The organism is Pedobacter terrae, from assembly GCF_900100705.1.
Taxonomy (GTDB): Bacteria; Bacteroidota; Bacteroidia; order Sphingobacteriales; family Sphingobacteriaceae; genus Pedobacter; species Pedobacter terrae.
Genome location: NZ_FNCH01000002.1, coordinates 210,690 through 235,710, shown reverse-complemented (window position 1 = coordinate 235,710; position 25,021 = coordinate 210,690). Strand labels below are relative to the sequence as shown.

Sequence of the window (25,021 nt, the reverse complement as noted above, 5' to 3'; positions counted from 1 at the left end):
TTTATCACAAAAGGAAATAACGGTCAGCACATTTATAATTTATCAGATTATGGAAAGTTACGTTTTTGAACTCCCAACCGATAAGGGGAATATACAGGCTACTGTTGAACAGGCAGGAGATTGTTATAGCGTTCTTTTGGATGGTAATTTTGCGGGAAGCATGTGGCAGGATGAAGAAAAAGGCATGCAATGGACGACCAACGATAGGGAACTGGATCCCTTTATGTGGGAAATAGCTGTGCACCTAAATGAGGCTTTTTCCAGGAAAGGATTTCCCTCGCTACTGATGGGCACCTACTCCGAAATCGTGTCTACGGAATGGAAGACTACTGAAACCCTTGAGGTGAACGTCAAGGTCGACACCGATATGGAAGTATTTACAACTTTCCTAAAGGACGAGGTGCTGAACTTGGTAACCTTTGAAGAACACCTAGACCTGATTGTAAAAAAAGAGGGAGACGCCTATTTCACCATCGTTGGCATCAACTAAGCGACTGCTATTTAAAATTCCTTCCCTCATGAAAGGCTTTTTTCGTCGCATCCTCGCGTACCTGTGCGCGTTTATTCTGCGCTGGATATGGCGCCGTTTTCTCATCGCCACGGGCCAGCGTTAATACTGGAAGATCGTCCGCCTCCCGCTGCAATAGCTTGCCCAGCATTTTGGTAAAATCAAAGCACTTGGAAACCACAACATGCACCACCTGTCCTTCGCGTTGCAAACGTCCTTCCACCATTAAAAGCCTGGCATGCAGTATTTCCTTGCGGTATGTTTCAAACAGCTTTTCAAATACTACAAGATTAGAATAGCCCGTGTCATCCTCAATGGTAATAAAGCAAACCCCGCCCGCAGTTCCAGGACGCTGGCGCACCAGTACCAGTCCCGCCACTTTAACTAGTTGCCCATCGGTAGAATTGTTGTTAATGTGATGGCATGTTCGAATATTGAGCATATCCAGCTGCGAACGTACAAAGCTCACCGGATGGGCCTTTAGCGATAGCCCGACAGTCTCATAGTCCTGCACTACATGCTCGCCTGTTCCCATCAGCGGCAGCTCGACCTGTGCCTCTAAAACACTTTCAGATTTTTGGCCCTTGAACAATTCTATCGGCATATCCTGCAAGGCGGAAACTTCCCACAACGCTTTTCGTCTATCCATCCCAAGGGAATGGAATGCATCGGCATCAGCCAATCTTTCAAGCGAAGCCATCGAAACGCCCGCATCCCGAAGCGACGTGATGCTTCTGTATCCCTCGCCACGTCCAGCGACCAAAACCTCCATATCATCTTCCCTTATGCCGCTGATCTGCCGAAACCCCAGGCGCAGCGCGAAATCTTTGCCCGACTTTTCTTCGAGCCTATTATCCCACAGCGAATGGTTGACATCTACCTCCCTGACCTCAACGGCATGTTTCTGCGCGTCGATAACGATCTGCGCCGGCTGGTAAAATCCCATCGGCATACTGTTCAGCAGCGCTGCCGCAAATACATCGGGATAATAATGTTTGAGCCAACATGACACATATACAAGCAAAGCAAAACTTGCCGCATGGGATTCGGGAAAGCCATAACTTCCAAACCCTTCCAGCTGTTTGAATATCCGCTTTGCGAATTCTAGGCTATAGCCTTTGGCCAACATCCCATCGATAAGCTTCTGCTCATACTGGTTGACCAATCCCTTGAACTTGAAGGTAGCCATACTTCTGCGCAGTCCATCCGCCTCGGCAGGGGTGAATCCCGCGGCCACGATTGCGATCTTCATCGCCTGCTCCTGGAACAGCGGCACCCCGAGCGTTCTTCCCAAAATTTCCTTAAGCTCGGGCGAGGGATATTCGACAGGTTCTTCGCCATTGCGCCTGCGCAAGTACGGATGCACCATATCACCTTGTATCGGTCCAGGCCTTACGATCGCTACTTCGATTACCAGGTCATAAAATTCTCTGGGCTTTAGCCTTGGCAGCATTGACATCTGCGCTCGGCTTTCGATCTGAAAAACGCCCAATGTATCGGCCACACAGATCATATCATAAACTTCTGGATCATCCTGAGGGATATTGGCCAGCGTATATTGTATTCCGTAGTGGTCGCGGCAGAGATCAAAAGCCTTTCTGATGCAGGTAAGCATCCCCAGCGCGAGCACATCCACCTTCAAAAATCCCAGCGCATCGATATCATCCTTGTTCCATTCTATATTGGTGCGGTCCTCCATCCGAGCATTTAGGATTGGGCAAAGGTCTGTAAGCTTCCCTTGGGTAACAACAAAACCGCCTGTATGCTGACCGAGCTGGCGAGGGAAACCCATCATTTGCGATGTGAGCTCCAATGTTTTTTTAAGGTGCGGATCATTGGGATTTAGCCCCTGTTCTGTAACCCTTTTCCCCTCGAACCATTCGTCGGTAAACTCCCATATCGAACTCGATAACCTGTTGATGGTATCTATCGAAAGTCCCATCGCTTTCCCGACATCGCGGATGGCACCCTTCTGGTGCTGCTGGGTAACCGTTGCCACGATTGCAGCTCTGTCACGGCCATACTTTTCATAGATGTACTGGATGATTTCTTCCCTCCGCTCATGCTCAAAATCCACATCGATATCCGGGGACTCGTTTCTGGCAGGCGAAATAAACCTTTCGAAAAGCAGGTCAAATTTCATCGGATTTACCGAGGTTATGCCCAAAACAAAACATATAGCAGAATTTGCCGCAGAACCGCGACCCTGGCAGAGAATGCCACGTGAGCGTGCTTCCCGCACTATATCGTCTACAAAAAGAAAATAATTGGCATAGTCCATCTGCTTGACAAACTCCATTTCATGGTTGATCATATTGACCACTTTGTCCGGGATAACCTCTCCATAGAATTCATGCGCCCCTTTCCATGTGAGGTATTCGAGTTCCTCCAGCGGCGAGCGACCGCTTTTATTGATTTCCTCTGGGTACACGTATTTGAGCTCATCAAGCGAGAACTCGCAGGCCTCAGCTATCGCCATCGTATTTTGGATTGCACTGGGGTATTTTCTGAACAATCTCTCCATCTCGGCCACTTCCTTCATATAGCGCTCGGCATTCTGGTGCAACCGAAATCCGGCTTCCTGTATGGTGCATTTCTCGCGCACACACGTCAGTACATCCTGCAATTCTCTGCGCGATGGACAATGGTAATGGATATCCCCTGTAGCAACCACTGGGATTCCGTATCGATCAGAGAGCTGCGCGGTCCGAAAGATCAGCTTGTCATCATTTCCCATGTATGACCTGGTAGCCGCCAAATAAAGCTGCCCACCCAGCGCCTCGCGGTAATCTGCGACCGCTGAGACAAAACCCGCATCATATTCGAACCTGCGGTTGAGTACTCCGGGGGTAACCACCGTGAAGATTATCCCTTTGCTATGGGCATACACATCTGTCCTGGAAATATGGCACGAACCTTTTTCGGCGCGCATATTCCCTAGGGTAAGCAGAGCCGACAACCTTCCGTAGGCTTCCTTATCGGTGGGGTAGGCTAAAAGGCTCGGTCCATCCAATAGATCAAGCCTGCACGCTGGGATCAACTTTACATTTTTTTCCCTGCATGCCACATGCGCTCTGACGATGCCAGCAAGTGTGTTCCTATCTGTGATAGCTATTTTTTTATACCCGAAAAGCTCGGCCTGTTCAACCAGTTCATGGGCGTGCGAAGCGCCCCGAAGGAAGCTGAAATTTGAAGTAACCTGTAATTCGCTGTATGTCATGACCCACCTCCTCTATGCAAAAAATCCATGTATAAACCATTTGTATTTTTGTCCGCTGCCGTAATGACCCGAACGGAACAGCCAGTACCTGCCTCCCTGGTCATCCTCCACCTGGTAATAATCCCTGTGCTCGCCCTTATCGAGCCACCACTCGCGCTCTATGCGCTCAGGACCATCGGCCTTTGTGACCTCATGGCGCACTCCTTTATAGATAAAGAATTTTGGCGGATGATCCGGAATGATGGCCATCACCTCTATGGGAACGGGCATTTTGAGCAGCTCCGTTGGGCGTGGCTTATCCACCCTCCAAGCGGCCTGTGGTTTTTCGGTCACCGAAACCGCCTTTAGCAGCGACCTTTCGGGCCAGTACTTTGTTGCCGGCAGGTACCGGTGAATAGCCTGAAAGCCGACTTTTCCACCGACCCGGTCTATCAGACGGATGACGCTTTTATCATCTAGTCCGGGCGTGGAACTCCACATCTCTTCCTGGGGCACTTCCACATCATCAACTTTAGGCGCATCCAATACAAAAAGTTCAATGCCAAGTGCAGGCCTAATCTGGTCGATCTTAAGCTGGAACAATTTGAACAGGTGGCTGACGCTATGCGATGCCCCACTTGTGCCGATATCCACCTTCGCTATTTTCCCATCGATACGGTAGCATGTGAGCACACCCGAACGCAAGCCTTTTCCCTCTGCCTGCATCCGCCTGCAGAGATTTTCCAGCAGTTTATTGATGGCGATCTCAATTCCGTTCCGGGTTCTGATGGGCTCCAAGCATGCCAGCCTTTCGCTAAAGGGCACCGGCACCTGAAGTGGAATAAGCGCTTCATTCTCTGTTCCGATTGCCTGCGCCAGCCGGAGCAGGAAATCCTCACCAAACCTTCTGCGCAATACCGATCTTGGCATGCCTATGAAACTTTTGATCTGATAAAACCCGAGCTTTCGAAGCTTAGCCAGTACCGATTGCTCTAGGCGCAAAGCTTCAGGTACAAGATTCATTAATGCATCAACCTGTCCATCTTCAGGAATCAGCGGAGTTACTTTGCCGTAGCGGGAAACCGCCCAGGACGCTCCAGGCGTATCGGCAATGGCTAGCCTCACCGTATAGCCCTTGCTTTTTAGCCTTGAAACGATTTCCTTTAGGTAGCCACGCTCACCGCCCCACAGATGGCAGCATCCGGAAACATCCATCAGCAGCCCATCCATCCCAAACTCATCTATGGCAACGATAGGGGAATAGCGCACGCACCATTCGCCAAGGCCTTTTAACAGTTTTTGGGGCCTGCCCGGTTTATCATCCAAAACATCTAAACCAGGGCATATTGCCTTGGCATCGGCTGCCCTCATTCCGATCTCAACCCCAAACCCCTGTGCCACAGTGCTAACCGCTGTGATCATCATCTGCCCATGGTCGGGCGCAGCAAAAACAAAGGGTACGCCGGAAAGCTCCGGCCTACGGATAACCTGCCAGTCGGCCAGCAGCTGGCGGAACCATATGGAAACATAACGCCTTTGCATGACTCTCATCCAATCTGCCTTCCCTCAGCGCCTGCCCAAACAGGCTGTTTTTTGGCCTTTTTTACTTCCTCGAATCTTTCGCCAGCCCACTCCAAAACGAAACTGCCTGGGTTGCCATTTCTCACCTTCAACAGCTCTACCTGCCAGCGGGGAAATCCCAGCCCAGGCATGCCGTCTTCTGTAACCGAAGGCAGCGGGCTTATTCTCCATCTTGCCGTGGCTACCGTACTAGAAGTTTTATTCTCATCTTTTCTAAGGATAAAGCCTGTTACGCCACTGGCCTCAACTGCAAGCTGTAATCTTCTGGACTCGATCAGGCTCAAGGAATTCACTTCCGCGACAACGGCGGCAAGCCCTTCACATTTGAGTGCTTCCTCTGTGATCCACAGTACTTCCTTTTCAGTTTTAACATCCATGAAGATAATGCGCTCGGGCTCTACGTTGAAATGACTAAGCGATGCGGGGAAGAGTTTTCTGGACGTACTTGCCCATACGCATGCCGCGCCGTTTTCCATCAGCACTGCCAGCAGGCCTGCGATAAAGCCATCACTTGCCGCCGAGTGTTCGGGAAGTATGGTGATAAATTCATGGATGGCCTTCTTGGGGAATACGTTTCCCGGAAAGGCGTCTTCTATTTCCCCAAGACCGATACGTTCAGCCTTGCCGGCGGACAGAGGCTTGAAGCCCTGCCACAAAAGGATATCCTGCTGCAATTTTTGAAATAACTCCCTTTTACCATCCATGACTGCTAACTAATTTTATGCTATTTATTTTAGCTTTTATAAACTAAACAACAAACATAAAGCTAAAATTGTTAGCAAAATATAAAATGTTGAAAACATTGTGACTTTGGTGGAGAAGTCAAATCATGGTGGACTCTGAGGTTGTAAGTACTAAATAATATTTTCATTGGTCACGATAAGTTCCAACCGTTTCCGTGATAAATGTCTATCAAAGCTTCGTTAGCAATTATAGATCAGATGGCCAAACAATACAGGCTTTAATTTGGATAGCTGTTCGACTTCTTCCTAAGGCGTTTGGTCTGCCTAAGATAAGCTATAGCAACAGCACTCACAGAAGAAATTTGAAATAAAAATGTTTGCTCTACGCTACTAAAGGCTCGTGCCTGAAAAACTTAAACCAAACCGATATGCATTCGTAATGAAGAAATCAGGTTGTAAACATCGCCAAATGATATATGATCATACGTCAATTTATTTCCGCAATCCCCGCATCTTTCCCCTAAGATGAATAGATGGACAAGAAGGAAAAAATAAAGCAGGATTTTGGTAGCCACCTGCAGAAGCTAAGGGTCAGTAAGGATTTAAGTATCCGCAAACTCGCAAGCAGGTCAAACCTGGAATATAGCCAAGTGCAGCGGATTGAGCAGGGTAAGGTTAATATTACACTCTCTACGATTCATGCATTGGCAGAAGGGCTTGAGATTTCAACGGCAGAGCTTTTTACCTACTAAAAAAAAATATTTTAATTATTTCTTTCCGCAGGAAAACTTTTCATCCCATGATAAATGAAGGCTGGCTGATCAGAACGCATCTATCGGTTTTAGCCTTGAACATAAAACATCGGTGGTGTCGGCATTGCGCTTACATCATTTAAACATTGGTTTATGAAAAGTTTAGAAAATGGGGCGAGCTCTATCCCCTCAACTAATGAGCAAATTGACTGGGTGGCCTATGCCATTTTACAGCAGAAACGTGCACGCACGAAATCAAATTTCAATCTTGAGGCCCTGGAATATGCCCAGGACCGGATTTTACTGCCTTTTGCGAGAAAGGCTATTGGTAAAAAGCTGGCTGAAGACCTATTCAGGGATGGCAAGCGCAAAGCTGGACAAAGGTACGATCCTGATAGCAACCAAAGCAAGGGGGTAGGTGAATTTCTCCGTAACCAAGAAGTACATAGTCATCCAGCCCCTTCATTGAACTACAATTTTAAGCTATCACTGAAAACGGTAAAATCGGCTTTTGGGAAGTTAACTGCCCGTCAGATGATTGCTTTTTACCTGAAGGTTTCCGGAAATGACAATGAAGCTGCCGCGCAGCAGTATTTAGGGGTCGGGCTCAGGCAGTATAGAAACATCATTGTTGATGTAAAGACTGTGCTGTACGAAACTGCCGGTTTCAGGGAGGCCTTTTTTATACTGATGATCCATTCTGCTGAAGCAGACCTGGTAGACTTTTTAAAAGACATCGTTAAAGGACATCTTTCCCTCATCAAAGCCGCCTAAGGCTTAAAAATCTTGAACTAATGGATATTCAAAATAATTTAAATACAAAAACAGCAGAACTTGTTAGGGCGGATACCGCCCTACAAAGTTTCCGCGACGGTGGATATAATTTCAATGATGCCATCGGTGAAATCGTTGACAACTCTATCCAGGCAGGTGCCCGGAAGATCCGTTTCGGTTGGAACTTCGAATCCGTTAAACGGGGAAAGTCGCCAAAACCCAAAAGAGAGATTACCTCGCTTGCCGTTGCCGATGATGGGCAGGGGATTACCGCTACCATCCTTGCCAATGTGCTTACCATTGGCTTCAGTACACGTTACAATAGCCGGGAAGGCATTGGGCGGTTCGGTGTCGGATTTAAGCTGGCCTCGATCAGTCAGGCCAAAAGGCTGGAGATCTATACCAGGCCAGCGTTTTTGGAAGTGGACGATACAGGTGAAACCTTTCTTCCCAGGACTGGATCCAATAACAGGGAAAAAAAGGTTTTCATGACCTACCTGGATTTGGATGAGATCAAAAACCAGACCCAGGTAAGTTACAGCTACCGCGAGGTTGATGGGTTTCCCAAAGACTACCAAAAGCTGATGGAGGATTTTAACAGCGGGACGCTTATCGTTTGGAGGAATATTGACCGGATGAATGAGGATAAGGCCTATACCGAGTCGGCCGATGAAAAGATATCGGGCCTGGATTACTTTTTGGCCAGGACCTATCGCCGTTATATTGATAAAGGATTGAAGATCTTCCTGCCCAGCAAGGAAAGTCAACTTTTTGGGGCTCAGGAGCTGAAACCCTACGATCCATCTTTTCAGATTGAAAATACGGAAGCGGAAGCTCTGGCCCATGGGGAGCCGATGAAAGGTGAGTTCGTTGAAAATGGTGAACTTAAGATAGATGGACATGTTGTACAATGGGGGGTATATATGACTCCTCAGATCACCAGGCTGATCGAAGGTGGAGGTGGGGTCAAGGGGCCAATTGGTGATAACCAGTTTAAGCGTCTTCACATTCCGGATAACCAGGGTAAGATCAGTTTCCTGAGATATGACAGGGAAATCAGTTATACGAAAGTACCCCACCTGATACAGGCGGATAACCTGGATAGAAACAGTTATCTGGATAGGCATATTGCGATCGAGGTCTCCTTTCCGCCAGGCCTGGACGAATATTTTCAGGTCCGTCACATCAAAAGAGGGGTTGAGCCTGTAGAGAAACTTAAGAAAGAACTAAAGGAAATCCTGAACAAGCCTGTTAAGGCCGCTAGAAAAAGGATCAGGCAGGTATGGGCCGAGACCAAAACAGTCACCGCAGAGGCGACACCAGATGATTTCAGTGGTGGCAGAACGGTCAGTGAGGAGACTGTGCAGGCATCCAATCCAAGTATGCCAACGGGCAGGGCTGGTGAATCCGTTGCGCCGGACGCCGAGTTCAATAGGCTTGTTGAAATCGCCGAAACCCTCGGGATCAAGGAGCAGGATAAACAGGAGGAGTTTGCCCTACAGACACAGCAAAAACCTATGGTTGCGCTGGAAATGGAGTGGGCCGGCAAAGGTCTATTGGATATCGAGCACCTTAACCGTACGGTAGTAGTTAAGATCAATAAACGCCACCCGTTTATACGTGAAGTTTATAACCAGATTAAAGAGGCCGCGCAACGGGATGTTTCGGAAATGGAACCCGAACAGATTACGCATTTGTTTGAAAAGGCCCTTGCGGGAATAGATCTGTTATTCTTTGCCTACGCGAAGGCCGAAAATATGCATGAAGATCCGGAAGACGCCTACATAGAGCTTCGGGAGGACTGGGGCAAATTTACCGCCGCCTATCTTAAAAAGAGAAACGAGGTCAATATTGGTTAGTGGTGAATGGACCCAATAAGGCCGTGCTGAATTGGCAGCACGGCCTTATTTCCAAAATCAACCGATAATTCCATCAGCTAGCATGGAGCTATAAGTCTCTATAATCATCAACATGCACCTGGATACCTTATAATTACAATTGTAATGAAGTTACAGCCATGGGGGATTTTGATCTGATAGAATATTATTACCAACTATAAATTAACGCAATGACAGAATTTTCAAAAGTTATCCTGGGCAAAAGCCTTCAGGACCTGCAGTATAAAGATGTTGCAGATTTTTTTATCAATGAACATGGTGAAAGCAATACCATTGAATTCAAAGCTTTTTCTGCTACCCATGGCAATTTCAAGGAAAATATTAAAGGGGTTATCCGCGCGGTATGTGGGATGCTCAATTCAGACGGGGGATTAGTGATCTGGGGCGCGCCGCTAGGGGTTGCCGATCCGGTTACCAAGGAAAAGAAATTTATTGGTGCCTTGGCTCCGGTTCCTGAATATAAAGAAAAAGACTGGCTTATCAATAAGATATCAGACAGTATCAGCCCACTTCCCACGGGAATCAGGGTGGCCGTGCTTCAGCAGGGCGCAAATGAAAACTTGTATGTAATCGAGGTAGAATCCAGCCCATATAAGCCGCATCAATTTGACAACACCTATTTTGTGCGCCTGGATGGCCAGACCAAGCCCGCCCCGCATTATTTTATTGAAGCTCTTTTCAGAAGGATCTCATATCCCAACATCGAGGGGTACGTTAAAATAGATCGGGCAGGGTTGTTAACTGGACAATCGCTATATTACATGGATATCACCTGCTTCATGTTCAATTTTACTCAGATGCAAAATGAAGAGGATATTACCGTAAGGTTAATGACCGATCCGGGCTATTTTGACGACACAAGTGAGTTCACTAACAATTCTAAAAACTATGAAATCAGCAAACTGCATTTTGGACTAGTTAACACCCACAGGGCGCGGATTTTGTTTGACCCCTATCAACTTGATGCCAAGGGCAAGAAGATCCGTTTCATCATGACTTACACTGGCAAGCATTCGCCGGCCAAGTCCTCTATCTATACTATTGACTTTGCCAGGGTAGATTTGGGCAATGCGGCAAATACCGGGCAGATGCTCGTTCAAATGGAAGAAAATGTACTCTTTTCAGAACGCCAGGAGCGCTTAGGCACCACACGGGAGAGTACCCTTCAAGCTTCGCTCGGCAGGACACCCGATAAATTCTAGATCATGCAGGCTTCTGTAGTTGTGCTACAGAAGCCTGCTTATGTTCATTTTCAATCTTTATGGAATCCAGAAGGTTTTTTAGTCGCTCTAATAGCTCATCATATAAAACGAACTCAATATCCTTTAGGCTTTCTCTTAGGTTTTTGAACTGATTACGCTTCTTATCTGTATTAAGCTCCTTTGTATGGCCGATAACGATAATTGCCCTGGGGTTGATTATATTTACCTCAAGGCCTGGCTCTGTTTCCGTTTCGGTCTCATCTTTTATTGCCTTGGCATAGGAAAGGGCATTCTCCTTTGCTTTTTGGAGATAGTCAGAAACTTGAGAGATCACCATCGACACATCCCTGCTCCAGAACCAGCTTTTATGGCTCTTGTCGAACTGGATGAGTTCTGTGCCGCTTTTTTTTAATTCGTAGAAATCAATGTAGCCATAGATGTCCACCAATACCAAATCGGGGTATTTTGTAATACCTGTTGCAATATTCTTATAGTTCACTTTATGGACATACCTGCTGTCAAATAGGGTAATGTACTCATCGAAGAACTTTTGCCATTCGCTCTCTGCAGGATTGTCGTTGAGCAGTTTTTCGTATTTGAGCACTATCTCCTGGAGGGACAACATTTGTGCATTTTTGATTAGCCCAGCATTTATCTTCTTAATGATGTGACCAGCCTTGAACTTTCTGGTTGCTTTGACATAGAATTCCCCAAGCTGTTGAACCTCCTCGGCGGTCAGTTTCTCAATCAGCTTGTCGTTCAGGTTTCGCAGAACCATGTCCTTGCTGCTGTTAACCGAAGCACGATCAAAGTTCACCTCGGGAAAAATATCCACAATCATATTTTTGACCAACGTTTTCTTAGTTTCATTACAACCACGTTGTTCTTGATTGATGGAAGTGATCAGCTTTTCCAGTTCATCAATATTTATCCTGAGTTTATTGCCTTCCCGGATAGATGGGAGACCACCAATGATGAGGGTATCAACCTCTGGGTGGTCAAAGGAATACCTGAAGAAGTTGTTTACGGTTTTTTCGGAAAAACCAAAACCATATTGGCTAAAAAACGACGGAAGCTCATCCGCCTCCTCGATAATAATCTCTTTAATTTTTTCTCCCTCGAATCCATATTGGATATTTCCGTCAAGATACTGATATATTAATACCTTCTCTTTCTGCTCATCTTCTTTCCGTTCCCTTAATATCTTGAGGTTACCTCCTTCACTGTCCTCATATAAGATCAGCTTTTCTGTGTTTTTGAATTCTTTCATTGTTTATAACATATATCTAAACTATAGTAGGGTCGATAAGCCTAAAATACAAGCTTTTGAGCAGCAAAAAAAATTACTTAGGACGATTAAGCCTGGTTTTTAAATCGAGGCAAGTCCTTATTTAAGCGTCATGTGGTAGTTGAAATAAGTATTTGAGTTCTAATATAATCTTAGAATGGGGGCTTCACTGGTGTTCGAGTAAAAATGTGTAAACCTCTTTACCCAGTGTTCGCGTATTCTTTGGGTTTTTTGCTCCCGTCGGGTGGTGTAACTCAATTTGGTGGTTGAAGGTTACGCTGATATAGGGAATGATAATATCCCTGATCACGGTGAGGGCTTTTAGTGGCGTATTGCTGTTCATATCAAAGAGGTTTATGCGTTCATCAGGACTGACGGTTAGGCCGTAACGGCCCATAATCAGGATTTCGATTTCGGAAGCATTCTGAGAAAATCTAGTGCGTTTGGCCAACTTTTTTTTTCGCGGTTTTTTCTCTTTTGGCTCGTTTTGGACATAGAGATATCTGGCCAGATCCACATTTGGCAACCCGGTGGCTATGTTCCAGCGTTCCACAAGCTGATGCAGGCGTGGTACTCCATTGCCAAGCCTGGCACCTGTGGGAGAATGTAAACGGCTGTTATTGATCCCCAGTTGAAGAGCTTCCTGTTCGATCTTTAAGATCTGGGGCGAAAACAGCGATCTTCCATCCGTGGAAAGCAGGGTGAAATAAATGTTTGCCGGTCTTTTTTGAGCTAGAAAATCTTTAATGTTATCTGTATTCCATACAATTTGATCAAAACTTTCCAGATCAACATCTTTTACCGAATAGATTTTTTTCCGATGGTCCTGGTTTTGCTGATCGGCATCTTCAACCGATAAGATCAGATCGGTAAAACCCATCCTGTGACGTTTGCAGAAATCCACCATTGCCTGCCTGTCGTTGCGGTCAAAGGCATAGGTTGTGTCTTCAAAAAAAATACTTACCGCATCCCAAAAATAAGCACTCCGGCCATAGAAATATACTGCATTGAGTGCATTGGGCCGATCCCAAAGGGGATTAAAGGTTCCGATAAAAAGGTGGTCGATCTCCCAATCGGGTAATAGGGATGCCGGCAGATGCAGGCCGAGGTATCGGTGAGGACAAGGCATAGCGTTATGGATTAGATAGCAGCAAAAATAATTGGAAAAAACAATAAGACACGATATTCCGGTAAATATGCCTGTGATGTGAAGAACCTAAGGCATGATTTATTTAAGGATGGAAGTAGAAGTTATTACAGTTGCAACAACTCTGCCCAAATCCGGCAGAGTTTCTCCACGTTCATTGTGGCATAGGTGCTGCTTGTGCTGGGCAGGAGCACGTAACGCATGGTAGGAAGTTTTGTGAAGAACTTAATGAACATTCTTTCAGCCTTCATTCCGTTAAAGGCAATTGTGTGCAGTAAAGGATGATCATCGATAAATGCCCGCAGGTCATTGGGGCGTTCATTTTTGATTGCCGAGTCCAAACTGCTCTTACGCTGGGCACTGTGGGCAACGTCCCAGATGCCAATGCCAAAGCCAAGCAGGCATTGTTTTTTCTGTTCGTAATTGACTGGCGCTTGTCTGCCGGACAGACCGGCAATCACCTTCCAGAACCTGTTCTGAGGATTGCCGTAATACTCATTGCGCAATAGGGATTCATCCCCAGGCAGGCTGCCCAGGATAAGGATCTTGGTCTGCTTATCGGATACAGGGGGAAAGGAAGATTTTAAAAAAAGAGTTGAACGATCTGTTCCGTTTGTTGCTGCAGGGATAGCGGGAGGCGTGGGTTTTGTTCCCTGGATTGTACCTGCGGCCATGTGCGGTAGAGAAATCTGAATGGGCCGGTTTAGCCGGTCAACGCGAAATAGTAATGGGTGTCCGTTCACTCTTCCCATAATCTGGTCCGGCCGGATCGGTGACCCATCACGCTTGGAATATAATCCGTTGAAGTTAAGCGCCTGTGCGATCTGGTTTGCGGTCATCGCACGGGCGTTATCCCGGATCAGTTTTTCAATAGCCTCATGTAGTTTCATTTGTCAGGTTGTGGGGGTTTTGGACTGCCAGGAAAGATCTAGTGCATGCCGAATGCCGTTGAGTGTAAATTCCACACGGTCGGTCTTTTGAAGGTGAAATTCCAGTTCCCCAAGATCAAATTCCTTGTGGTGATTAGGACAGAGCAGTAGGATATTATCGATTGTTTCTTTCCCTTTTTTGCGATGGTGGCCGAACAGATCTGGCAGCGGTAATCACCAAGGTTTTTGATTATTGCAATGGCGCTGTTCCTTCTCTTGTAGTTTTTACCTTTGATCATTACCTGCCTGTGGTCCCAGGCGCCCAGTGCTGCCAATGCCGCTAACAATTCCTCTTTAGTCTTTTGACCGTACAATAATTCCAGGGATTGCTGCTCTTTATCATCTATTGTGACAAATTTCGGTTTAAACTGTTTTCCTGTATAATGTTCGTAGACGGCGCCCAATTTCATGAAATCCCCTTCAGCTGCACCAGCTCCCGATAGTGCAGTGAGCTCATCATATAAGATCCGTTCAGCTAATTCCTGGTCCAGATAAGTGAAACCGTTCTGGCCCACCAAGCGGTCAGCCGAGCGCTCCTTATATACTTCTGCATCCAGGGGAATGGGGAACAGCATAGAATAATCTACTTCTCCACGGATATTGGCAAGATAAGGGGTATCCTGAAGTGATACTTTTCGTTCCTGGGGAGGGGCAACGAGTTCCGCCCGGCCATAAATCCCTACGATCTGGCCCCGTTTGATATCGGTATTCTTGGTATAGAAGATGATCAGGCCATCCTTTTGGAATTTTATGGGCGCTGCAGTCCACCTAAAAAAACCGTAGACGAATTTTGCAGTGTCCAGCCCTTTTTTGTTGAACTTAAAATTCAAGGCTTCGCCGGCAACATTGTTGCGGGCATATGCATGGCCGGCTCGGGGGTTGATATAGGTATTATCCCTCCACTTTGAAGCATTCCAGGTAATGTTGACGAGTAAAAAATTGCCCATAATTTTGCTTTAGCCACCTTCAGACAGACCGCGTTGGTAGGGTTGGGGTATCGGAAAATGTTGTTTTTTAATGGATCCGCTATTAAATTATTTTTTGTGATGGAGTTCTAAGATAACGCTGAATACACAGAATTCAAAATCTATTTCGGGGATTTTTGCTATCCCTGAGAAATACGATCTGATGTTGTATCCTGGGAAGTGGGTTATACAGATGATCATTTTTCCTTTGTAAAACAGTAATGGAATAATTACTTTAGCCCACCAAAATTACACGCTCCAATGATCAGAAAAATAATAAAGAGTAATCCCACAAATACCCTCGGGCTGAGCCGGGGAATAAAAGAAATCTCACCGGTGTTCGAACTGGATCCATCATCTCTCATTGTTTAATCCCTGTTTTTTAGGCTTATGTCTCTTACCCAACTCCAGGGACTGGAAGTAGCAAGCTGTTCGGTAGAAGAGCTGCTCAATGCCACCACCGGAAACCCTATTGCACTTACCAATATCCAGGGCCAGCTGACCATCCCCGAATACCAACGTCCTTATGTCTGGTCGGGAAAACAGATGCTGCGACTGATCGCAGATCTTGATGCCCATCCCGGTGACGGTGCAGATTATTATCTGGGCAGTTTGATCCTGCACCAGCAGGATGGCAAGCTCAACATCATTGATGGGCAGCAGCGCCTGACCACATTGCTTATCCTCCAGGCTTTCTCCTCGAGCCCCGATGTGGGCATAGTTTATGATTCGCCCTTAAGCGTTGCCCGGATCCGGGGAAACATGGCCCTGCTCAGGAAAAAGATCGAAGATGACCAAATCAGGCTCGATCATTATAACCTGGCGGCAATCAATGTGACCCTGGTGGTTACCGATAGCGAGGATCTGGCCTATACTTTTTTTGAAACGCAGAACACAGGTGGTAAGCGTCTTTTCGGGGCGGACATCATCAAGGCCCACCACCTCCGGGCGATCAAACCCGGTCCGCTGGTCAATGTCAATGCGCTGCGCTGGGAATCCCGTGACATCAAAACGGTGTCCCATGTTATTTCATTGATTACCAAGGCCAGGTGCTGGAATGTGCTGGATCCAAGGGGATTTCCATCGCACCGTGATAAAGTTGGTGTGAAGCAGAAAGTCGTGGAGGAGTTCACTGAACGGACCCTGCATGAATCCGTAGACCGCTCTTTTATGACCGTAGAGGTCACAAGGGAGATGCATGGTGAACAGACCCGTTACCTGAGCAGCTTCGGAGAGATCCGTCAGCCCATCTATGATGGAACTAATTTTATGGACTTTTTGGATAAGTACGCAGACACTTACCAACAGTTGTTTCTCTCTGAGGATGATTATCGCATTGATCCGCGTTTTTATAAGTTCCGCAAAATGCTTATCAATGGCGAGAATGGAACGGCTTTTTTAAGGGACCTTTTTCAGCTTGCGGTACTGGTATACGTCAGCCGCTTTGGTTTAAATGATCTTTATTCATTTTCACTGTGGTGTTTCCGCTATGTCTATTCGGTCCGGATCACCAGGGAGCGTACCGTGAGGGAGGATGGGGTGTACAGTTTTGCGACAGGCGAACAGCTCATCGACCGTATCCTGGCCAGCTACAGCACGCGGGAACTCATCACGTACTTCAGTGGTAAAAGCCATTCGCTGAATACCAGTAACTGTGGAGTGAACAATGTCAAGGGAAGATATATACTCATGCTGGGAAAATATTTCAGCCCGGATTTCGACTCCAGGGCGATCAATACCGATAATTTTGACCAAAGACTAATACAAGCAATACAATGCAAGATAACGCAAGATTTTTAAGTAGTCTCATCAGTCTGTCCCGCCTCGAAGGGAGGCAATTTGTTATCCCTACCTACCAGCGTCCCTACGTTTGGGGCATTGAACAGATCGAAAAGCTGCTGTCCGATGCCTTCCAGGCCTTTCTTACTGCACCTAAGTCGCCTTATTTCATCGGAACGGTACTGACCAAGCAGCGGGCAGAGGCGTACGAGCTCATTGACGGACAACAGCGTTTTACCACCCTTTGGATGATTGCCGCTGTTTTTCAACAGTTGGGGATCCCAAGCCTGCTGACCACTTTTCTCAAACAGGATAAGCGTCTGCGCATCGATTTTGAGATCCGCAGGGACATTACTGCGTATTTTGAGCAGCTCAGTTTAGGTGCCGGTAAGGGCAAAATAAAATATTCAGCAGAAGAAATCAGGGAGAAGCCTTATCTAGAGGGTATCACCATGGGTCTTACCATTATTGAGTTGCGTATCAGCGAACTCTCCGCAAGAAAGAGCGATATGACCGGGTTCGGTAACTTTATTTACGAGCAGCTTGTTATGGTTGAAAACCTCGCGCCGGAAAAGGTTGACCTAAATAAACTTTTCGCCACCATTAATTCCACCGGCATCCAGCTCGAACAGAGTGATATCCTCAAAAGCAAGCTCTTAAGAAAAATATCAAACAAGCTGCTTTATAGTAAGATATGGGAGGCCTGTGAGAACATGGAGGATTACTTCGAACGAAACGTTCGCCGGATATTTACCAAAACAAATTGGTCTGTTCTTTCAGGCTCCGACTTTTCTACCTTTGCCGAATCGGTGTTTTTGTTGAAGGGGGATGAGTCGATGCCCGAACAAGGGGACGAGGAAACAATTGCCTCGATGTTTGCCTATACCGGTGAGGATAGCACCCAGACGGGGAAGAAGGAAGGACCGGAAGTTCAGAAGGGAGGCTACTGCCGTTCGATCATCACCTTTCCCCAGTTATTGATCCATACTTACCGTATACACCGTTATAAAAACGGCGATAAGGATTTCGCAATGACCTTTCATGGTGACAGGCTTATCCGGATATTTGAGGAACTCGGTGCAAAGGGCGATGAGGAAATTGAAGCTTTCTTCCGACTGTTATGGGAGACCAGATTTATCCTGGATAAGTATATCATCAAATGGACTGCGGATCTGGATAGTAAGGATATGTATCTGGAACTGACCGGGATTACCAAAAACAGCGATCATTACTTTGGCCGTAGCCCGCTGGAAAAGTCTGCCTCACAGTTGCTGCAGTCGGTGCTTTATTTTACAGGGGATTACCTGCGTCAATACTGGCTTACACCAGCACTTTTCCATCTGGGGCAGCCTGGCCTGTTGCAGACCTCGCCGGGCAGTGCTGAGGTATTGCAATTACTCGAATCGATTGATAATACACTTTCCCTGAGTGAGCAGACGGACAAGGAAACCAGTTTTGCCCTGCTGGCAGATATTTCCCACAGGCCATTTAGCTATGGTAATTATCTGCGTTTGCCCGAGGGGACCGGATTCTACCGCTATTGGTTCCAGAAACTTGAATACATATTATGGAAAAACTGGACAAAGCGGGAAACTCCCGAGTTCAAGGCTTTCAGGATTACCTCGAAGAACTCTATTGAACACATCTTTCCCCAACAACCTGAAGACAGAAAGGCAATGTACCCGGAGGACCTGCATAGCTTTGGAAATCTTGTTTTGCTTACAGTCAGCCAGAACTCTGAATATGGCAGAAAACAGGTTCCGGTGAAAAGGGCGGAGTTCGAAGGGAAGAACCATTATGATTCGTTAAAGTCAAAAAAGATATTCGATATGATGGCCGGCGGGACGGTATGGAACGAAGATGCGATTGCCCGGCATCGGGATGAGATGATCGACCTCATTACTGACCATTATAATGGAATAATACCGGCAATGTTGGAAACCCAGATGCTGGAGGTAACAATCGATAATGATGAACATAATGATGAGTAAATGCCTTGGGAATAACAGAAACTTTCCTGGCAGCGTAAATATTCTGTGAATGTTAAAGCGGTCATACGCTATTTAGTTTTTTCATGTTTGAAGCTGGTTCTGTCTAACAGAAATGTAATATTTGTTCTTATGGTTTTCCGTAAGCCCTTAGCTTACAGTGTGGCATGTGGAATTTGTTCAAATGTGGATAAAAAGCCTTTTTCATAGCGCATTTTAGTTAATATATTTATTTTACTATTAGTCTGCGATATGCAGGATTCCGATGTGAATCTAATGCTTTTTTGCAGTATCTGAAAGGTTAGCCTATGGCATTAGATATTAAATTTTTACAGAACGAAGTCTTCGAGCAATACATGGCCGATGACAATAACCGTCCCTGGATTATCGGGTTTAGCGGAGGAAAGGATTCGACCATGCTATTGCAGCTGGTCTGGTCAACGGTTAGCAAGATAGAACCTATGCTGCGTACCAGACAGATCCACGTGGTGTGTAACGATACAATGGTGGAGAATCCCAAGATCGCGCAGTTCATCCATGTGACCCTTAACAATATACAGACCGAGGCAGTGAGGCAGGGGATCCCCCTTACCGTACATGAGACTACACCCAGGTTGGAGGAGAGTTTTTGGGTAAACCTGATCGGTAAAGGCTATCCTGCTCCGAATAATACCTTTCGCTGGTGTACCGAAAGGCTAAAGATCAATCCTACAACCGAGTTTATCAAGAGTAAGATCTCTGAGATCGGCGAGGTGATTATATTATTGGGTACCCGAAGTGCGGAGAGTACCAACAGGGCAAAGAGCATTAAAAAGTATGAGGTAAAAGGGGAAAGGCTGCGAAAGCATGTATTGCCCAATGCCTATGTATTCGCATTGATCAAAGATGTGGAAACAGATGAGGTCTGGCATTACCTGTTGCAGAATGATCCGGGCTGGGGTGGAACCAATAGGGCGCTGGTAACCTTATACCGCAACGCGAGCGGGGGGGATTGTCCTTTGGTGATCGATACCACTACACCTTCCTGTGGCAATAGCCGCTTTGGGTGCTGGGTCTGCACAGTCGTGAAAAAGGATAAGTCCATGGCAGCGCTGATCGATAACGGCGAAGAATGGATGGAGCCATTGGCAGACTTCCGGGACATGTTACAGGATAACCGCAATAAGCGCGAACTCAGGGATACCAAAAGAAGGGGCAGTTATATCGAGGATGAAAATACCTGGGGACCCTATATCGAAGAAGAAAGGGCGAACATGCTGCGCGTGCTGCTCGAGGCACAGAAGGAAGTGCAACGCACGGAACCCGAGCTTGTACTGATCAATGCACAGGAACTCGTTGGTATTCAGGTAACCTGGCACAGGGATTCGCTTTTCAGGTTCAGCGTAGCGGACATCTTCAATGCTGTTAACGGCACGGATCTGGATGCAAAGGATTTCGATGTACAGGACGTTTTTGAAAAAGAGATACTTAAAGAGGTCTTTGATGATGAGGCTGACTATGAACTGATCAACGAAATGCTTGAAGTACAACGGTCCAAATATATATTGGTGAGCAAATATGGTTTACAGAATGATCTAGAAAACCATATTGACCGTCACGTTAAAACAAAGAAATAAGGATGTTCATAAACCAGATAGAACTGACCAATTTTAGGGTCTATAAGGGGAAGAATACCCTTGACTTCTCGGTCGATCAGGACAGCAATATTACAGTGATTGCAGGGAATAACGGCTTTGGGAAGACTTCCTTTCTAACCTCGCTGGTGTGGGCGCTGTATGGAAAGCTGATGGTCGACGTAGATGACCGGTACCGTCAGGATATTTCCGAATCGGGAGGTTACAGACGCTATTGCGAAAAGCTGATGAACAGGCTTTCGTTTTCAGAGGCCGTTGATAAGACCAGGGTATTGGAGGAGGAGTTCACCGGTGTGAACCACGTACAACGTGAACATCTCCAACAAGAGATTGATCAGGTCACCTCTTTCAGTGTGGCACTGCGCTTTAGCAACCTGATGATCCCTTCGGTACAGTGCAGGGAACTGGAGGTGAAAAGAAGCTATAATGTGCTCAACCACAAGGAAAAGGTTGAGATCCTGATCGATGGCAGACCTAACGAACTGACCAAGACCGCAGGACCGGAAATATTTATCAATGATTTTATCCTGCCCAAGGAGATTGCGAAGTTTTTCTTTTTTGATGCAGAAAAGATTGTTTCACTGGCAGAAATCAATACTGCGGAGGAAAAACGTTATCTGAGTCAGGCCTATGCCGAGGTTTTGGGTATCAAAAAATATACAGACCTGAAAGCGAGCCTAGAACAAATGAGGTTCCGTATCAGGGAGAAATCTGCCGTGAAAAGCGATCGTTCGACCCTCGATAAGTTAATTAAAAAGCTTGAACAGAACCAGAAACTGGTACAGTTAAAAAGCGATAGGCTGGAGGAGATCTCAGAATCTTTACACGGTAAGCGGATTTCATCTGACCGTTACCAAGAACAGTTGATCAGGGAAGGAAGTGCAATTACTTTGGAGGAGTTCAAAAGACTTAAGGAAGAAAAGCATATTCTTTCAGGCGATCTTATTAAAATCCGTAATAGGTTTAACGACCTGTTGGAGCTGGCTCCATTCGCCATGTTGGCAGGGAAAATGATGGAGGTAAAAGCACAGCTAGAACTGGAAAACAGCAATAGTGCCTCTGCGCTTGCTTTGCTGCAGAGCAGATACGAGCTGGTGGCTACTGCGATCAAGGGAGCAAAAGGACTGGAAACCATTAGTGAAACACTTACTGCCGAGATACTGTCACTGGTAAAAAACAATCTGCTTCCAGAACAGTCTCAGGAAGTTGAAATGTTGCTGAACTTTACCCCTGATCAACAGCAGCGTTTTTTTGTGATCCTCGAACAGCTCCGGAATTCTTACAGCAAGACTTTTCGATCGCTGATGAACGATCAGAAGAGATTACAGTCGGTATTTTATACCGTAAACCGAAACCTTATAGACGCGGAATCCAAGGGGAGGGACCCTGTTATTGCAGATTTGCGTAAATCAAAGGACCGGCTGGATGAGGAAATCAGGGCGCTGGAAAGCGAACGTGAAAATCTTACCGCTGCCAAATCGCAGATGGAAACCGAATCACAGACGATTTCTAGACAGGTATCCGAACTGACCAAAAAGGTAGAGGTAGAGGATATCGATAGGGAAAAAGATATAACAGCTGAAAGGTTGATCCGTAAACTGGACCAGTTTATTCAGCGGTTGAAAGTAAAAAAGAAAGGTTCCCTAGAGAAAAACATCTTTACCGAACTGAACAGCTTGATGCATAAGTCTGATTTTGTGAGCAGGGTCAATGTGGTGATAGAGGGGGATCTGATCGATATCGAATTATATGATAACCAGTCCAGATTTATCGATAAGGAACTACTCTCTAAAGGAGAACAGCAACTGTATGCAACAGCGCTGCTCAAAGCGCTGGTAGATGAGTCCAATATCAGCTTTCCGGTATTTATTGATAGTCCGCTCCAGAAATTTGACAAAGAACATTCCAGGAACATTATACGGGAATTCTATCCGAACCTCTCTGCCCAGGTGGTGCTCTTTCCTTTGCTTGAGAAAGAGCTCAATAGCGAAGAATATGGTTGGATGATCGATAAGGTGGGTAGCGCCTACCTCATCAGACAGAACAATAAATATAACTCAGGCTTCAAATGTGTCCCACCGGATCAGCTTTTTGTAGCTTATAAAGATTTGGAACAGCATGTTTAGTAATATAAAGACTTCTAAGGCCAATAAGGAAATCGTTACCCTATTGACTAATAAGCTGGCTTTGGGAAGTGAAAATGTCATAGCCCGTATTGCTCTGGCCTACTCGCTATCCCAAGGGAATAAGCTGGATGTAAAAGATATTGCAGACTCAGGAGGCAAGGAGTACAGCGAGAAGGTACTCTTTGGCGACTATACCGACTATTATGTTGCACTGATCTGCCTGCATTATGGCATCTATGCCTCAGATAAGGATATCGTCAGGTACATCAAAATGCATATCGATGAAGGGCTGCAGTTGTTGGGCGAGGAGTTCCGGAGCAACCACAATACCACCGGTTTTGAGTTCATAGCCAACAAGATAGATCAAGGGCTGTTGCCAATCGGTCTTTAGGATATTTTAAATACCGACTTAAGGGAGTCTGCTGGGAAAAGCAGGCTCCCTTTTTGCTTGATGATGTTGCCGATTTCTTAAAAAGCCGTTTTAAACAGGTACTATAAGCTGGGCAATTTTCCAACATTTGTTGATGCCCGAAAAGAAGGAAGAAAGTTTTGCTAAGATCGATCAGAAGTTGCTGGGAAAGATAGCTGCGCGGCTCAAGAAGCTGCGCATCGATAAGGGCTTTACCAATTACGAGCACTTTGCCAATGAAAGCGGTATTTCCCGGACACAGTACGGAAAGTATGAGACCGGGGAGAACCTCAAGCTGCTGACCCTGGCAAAGATCCTACGCCATCTGGACATATCACTCAAGGATTTCTTCGCCGAAGGCTTCGAAGACTGACCCTAAAACACTAAACGCGCTCTAAATGTCGAAAATACACCCCCTTATACAGCAGCTCAGTAAGCTGCGAGAATCCTCAAAAGAGGCTGTGGCAGATGCCAATATTGTGCTTGATGATGAGTTAAAACGGTACCTCCATATCCGCAGATCGATCGAACAGGAACTGGAGGGGCAGATTCTGGAAGCTTATAATCAAGATGGGCCTGGACTGATCATGGTTTGTGGTAACGTAGGAGATGGTAAATCACACCTTCTTTCAAAACTTAAGGAGTCTAAAAAACTAAAGGATGTACTTCCTGCCTTTACAACATACAATGATGCTACTGAGAGTTTCAGCCCTAATGAGACCAGTAATCATGCACTAAGACGAAAGCTTGCAGGTTTTGCCGATGTGAAGCTTGGTGAGGGTAATCCAAGGATCATTCTCGCTATCAACCTTGGTACGCTGAATAACTTTCTCGAGGAATATGGAGCTGAATTTTCCCATATGGACAGTTATGTCAGGCGTAAGGGGATTATTGATGAGGATGTATCCCTGGATCATCATACAGAAGAACAGGATAGATACTTTCGGTACGTAAATTTCACTAACCGTCATTTTTTTAACCTTGGACCTCATGGCGCCCTGGCCTCACCAATCGCTGAATTATTGGAAAAGGTGGTGAGTGCAGAGAAAAATAACCCGATTTATCAGGGATATCTTCAGGCTAAAGAAGAGTCCTGGGCACCATTTGATCCAGTTCTTCATAATTATGAACTGCTCTTTAAATCCGCTTACCGAGAGGTAGTTGCGCAGCTCATAGTTACCTGTATTGTAATGGAGAAGCAGATCATTTCATTTAGACAGCTTCTCAACTTTATATACGATATCATCGTACCCTATCAGCTCAGCAAGATTTATGGGCCGGATTACGGCCATGAGATTGCCAAAAAGGATATCGGCCAGCGGTTGGCTTTTTCCCTTCCATATTACATCTTTGAGAATCCAAACCTATCCAAGATATTCCATAGCCTCAACGTCCATGATCCCGCAGTAAGGAGATATGAGGGCATGGATGAGCGGATCATATTGTTGTTTACCGAAGTCGATCCATTAAATTGGCTGAGCGTGGAATACAAAGATCTGTTCCCTAGGAGCAGTGGTTTTGAAATACATCCCGATCTGGATTACAAAATTATCTCGAAGGCATATCTGCGTTATGAGTTTTTTGATAGGGCAGAGGACATACGTTATGGTGATAACTACTTCAGGGAATATCTAAAATACCTGTATGCATTCAATAATGGTGATAAGCCTGGACTTAGAGGTGTTGTTGACCTGGTGAAATCAGCAACCTATGCCTGGAACGGCGGAACTATTGAAAAAAAGGTAATAATTGTTCCTACCGCAGTGAAGAATTCTACTTATAGGGTATTCAAAGACTTGACGCTAAAGGGATCATGGTCTAAAGACATGGAGCTTCGGGGAATGGATGAGATCAGTGAGTTCCGGCAGGAGCTTATGTTGAAGTTTTCTACGGGAGATAATAACCCCACTGAACCTTTTGATCTGGCAATAGATTACGCACTATTTGTTCTGCTCAAGAGCGTCTCCCTTGGTTATAGGCCCAATAAGATAGATCGTTATACCTATATAGGTTTTGACAGGTTCGTGGAGCAGGTCACCTTTTCATCTATAGAAATGAAAACGCTTTACGTGGATCAGATCAACTTCGGGAAGCCATTGGACTATCAGTTTGATTTCGATGAAGAGAATGATGAATTTACCTTTATAAAAAAATAGCCG

Annotated in this window: 19 protein-coding genes; 12 read left to right on the top strand and 7 right to left on the bottom strand. The window is 45.9% G+C overall.

From position 1 onward, the window contains the following. Positions 1-49 precede the first annotated feature (49 nt). Positions 50-490 (top strand): hypothetical protein, encoded by a 441-nt coding sequence (locus tag BLR60_RS04085; RefSeq protein WP_090497079.1) that lies wholly within the window; start codon positions 50-52, stop codon positions 488-490. 7 nt (positions 491-497) lie between these two features. On the opposite strand, the gene BLR60_RS04080 is transcribed toward BLR60_RS04085, so the two are convergent. The 3 genes from BLR60_RS04080 to BLR60_RS04070 are packed head-to-tail and all read right to left on the bottom strand — an operon-like array spanning position 498 to position 5,992. Further along, entirely contained in the window at positions 498-3,728 is a 3,231-nt protein-coding gene (locus BLR60_RS04080; RefSeq protein WP_090497077.1) for an error-prone DNA polymerase, read from the bottom strand. Positions 3,729-3,740: 12 nt separating this feature from the next. Next, complete coding sequence (locus tag BLR60_RS04075; protein WP_090497075.1) at positions 3,741-5,249, bottom strand: Y-family DNA polymerase; 1,509 nt, start codon at positions 5,247-5,249, stop codon at positions 3,741-3,743. Positions 5,250-5,254: 5 nt separating this feature from the next. Next, positions 5,255-5,992 carry an ImuA family protein gene (locus BLR60_RS04070; protein ID WP_208600568.1) on the bottom strand — a complete coding sequence of 246 codons (738 nt, stop codon included), beginning with the start codon at positions 5,990-5,992 and terminating at the stop codon, positions 5,255-5,257. 512 nt (positions 5,993-6,504) lie between these two features. On the opposite strand from BLR60_RS04070, the gene BLR60_RS04065 reads away from it, so the two are divergent. From BLR60_RS04065 to BLR60_RS04050, 4 genes are all read left to right on the top strand, one after another. Next, on the top strand, positions 6,505-6,723 hold the full coding sequence (locus BLR60_RS04065) for a helix-turn-helix domain-containing protein (protein WP_090497073.1): 219 nt from the start codon (positions 6,505-6,507) through the stop codon (positions 6,721-6,723). Positions 6,724-6,876: 153 nt separating this feature from the next. After that, the gene (locus BLR60_RS04060) at positions 6,877-7,497 is read left to right on the top strand and encodes a hypothetical protein (protein WP_090497070.1); all 621 of its coding nucleotides are present in this window, start codon (positions 6,877-6,879) and stop codon (positions 7,495-7,497) included. 20 nt (positions 7,498-7,517) lie between these two features. Beyond that, positions 7,518-9,356 (top strand): ATP-binding protein, encoded by a 1,839-nt coding sequence (locus BLR60_RS04055; protein WP_090497068.1) that lies wholly within the window; start codon positions 7,518-7,520, stop codon positions 9,354-9,356. A 209-nt stretch (positions 9,357-9,565) separates the two neighbouring features. Beyond that, on the top strand, positions 9,566-10,597 hold the full coding sequence (locus BLR60_RS04050; protein WP_090497066.1) for an AlbA family DNA-binding domain-containing protein: 1,032 nt from the start codon (positions 9,566-9,568) through the stop codon (positions 10,595-10,597). A gap of 1 nt (position 10,598) precedes the next feature. On the opposite strand, the gene BLR60_RS04045 is transcribed toward BLR60_RS04050, so the two are convergent. The 4 genes from BLR60_RS04045 to BLR60_RS25400 form a co-directional block, all read right to left on the bottom strand. Beyond that, positions 10,599-11,867, bottom strand: a complete 1,269-nt coding sequence (locus BLR60_RS04045; RefSeq protein ID WP_090497063.1) for a Shedu immune nuclease family protein — start codon at positions 11,865-11,867, stop codon at positions 10,599-10,601. A 184-nt stretch (positions 11,868-12,051) separates the two neighbouring features. Next, positions 12,052-13,014, bottom strand: coding sequence for a hypothetical protein (locus BLR60_RS04040; RefSeq protein WP_090497061.1), 963 nt, complete (start codon positions 13,012-13,014; stop codon positions 12,052-12,054). Between the two features lie 125 nt (positions 13,015-13,139). After that, positions 13,140-13,922, bottom strand: a complete 783-nt coding sequence (locus tag BLR60_RS04035) for a DNA-deoxyinosine glycosylase (protein ID WP_090497059.1) — start codon at positions 13,920-13,922, stop codon at positions 13,140-13,142. A gap of 3 nt (positions 13,923-13,925) precedes the next feature. Continuing rightward, positions 13,926-14,075, bottom strand: a complete 150-nt coding sequence (locus tag BLR60_RS25400) for a hypothetical protein (RefSeq protein ID WP_394333559.1) — start codon at positions 14,073-14,075, stop codon at positions 13,926-13,928. Positions 14,076-15,316: 1,241 nt separating this feature from the next. Here BLR60_RS25400 and BLR60_RS04025 point away from each other — a divergent pair. From BLR60_RS04025 to dptF, 7 genes are all read left to right on the top strand, one after another. Then, positions 15,317-16,726: a DUF262 domain-containing protein gene (locus BLR60_RS04025; protein ID WP_090497057.1), complete on the top strand. Its 1,410-nt coding sequence runs from the start codon at positions 15,317-15,319 to the stop codon at positions 16,724-16,726. Further along, complete coding sequence (locus tag BLR60_RS04020; protein ID WP_090497055.1) at positions 16,702-18,696, top strand: DUF262 domain-containing protein; 1,995 nt, start codon at positions 16,702-16,704, stop codon at positions 18,694-18,696. Before BLR60_RS04025 ends, BLR60_RS04020 begins: the two co-directional genes overlap by 25 nt. A 305-nt stretch (positions 18,697-19,001) precedes the next feature. After that, on the top strand, positions 19,002-20,309 hold the full coding sequence (gene dndC, locus BLR60_RS04015) for a DNA phosphorothioation system sulfurtransferase DndC (protein WP_090497053.1): 1,308 nt from the start codon (positions 19,002-19,004) through the stop codon (positions 20,307-20,309). 2 nt (positions 20,310-20,311) lie between these two features. Next, entirely contained in the window at positions 20,312-22,453 is a 2,142-nt protein-coding gene (locus tag BLR60_RS04010) for an AAA family ATPase (RefSeq protein ID WP_090497051.1), read from the top strand. Further along, on the top strand, positions 22,446-22,844 hold the full coding sequence (locus BLR60_RS04005) for a DndE family protein (protein ID WP_090497049.1): 399 nt from the start codon (positions 22,446-22,448) through the stop codon (positions 22,842-22,844). The genes BLR60_RS04010 and BLR60_RS04005 overlap by 8 nt, the downstream gene beginning before the upstream one ends. Before the next feature lie 133 nt (positions 22,845-22,977). After that, positions 22,978-23,235, top strand: coding sequence for a helix-turn-helix domain-containing protein (locus tag BLR60_RS04000; RefSeq protein WP_090497047.1), 258 nt, complete (start codon positions 22,978-22,980; stop codon positions 23,233-23,235). Between the two features lie 25 nt (positions 23,236-23,260). Then, complete coding sequence (dptF, locus tag BLR60_RS03995; RefSeq protein ID WP_090497045.1) at positions 23,261-25,018, top strand: DNA phosphorothioation-dependent restriction protein DptF; 1,758 nt, start codon at positions 23,261-23,263, stop codon at positions 25,016-25,018. The last annotated feature ends 3 nt before the right edge of the window (positions 25,019-25,021 follow it).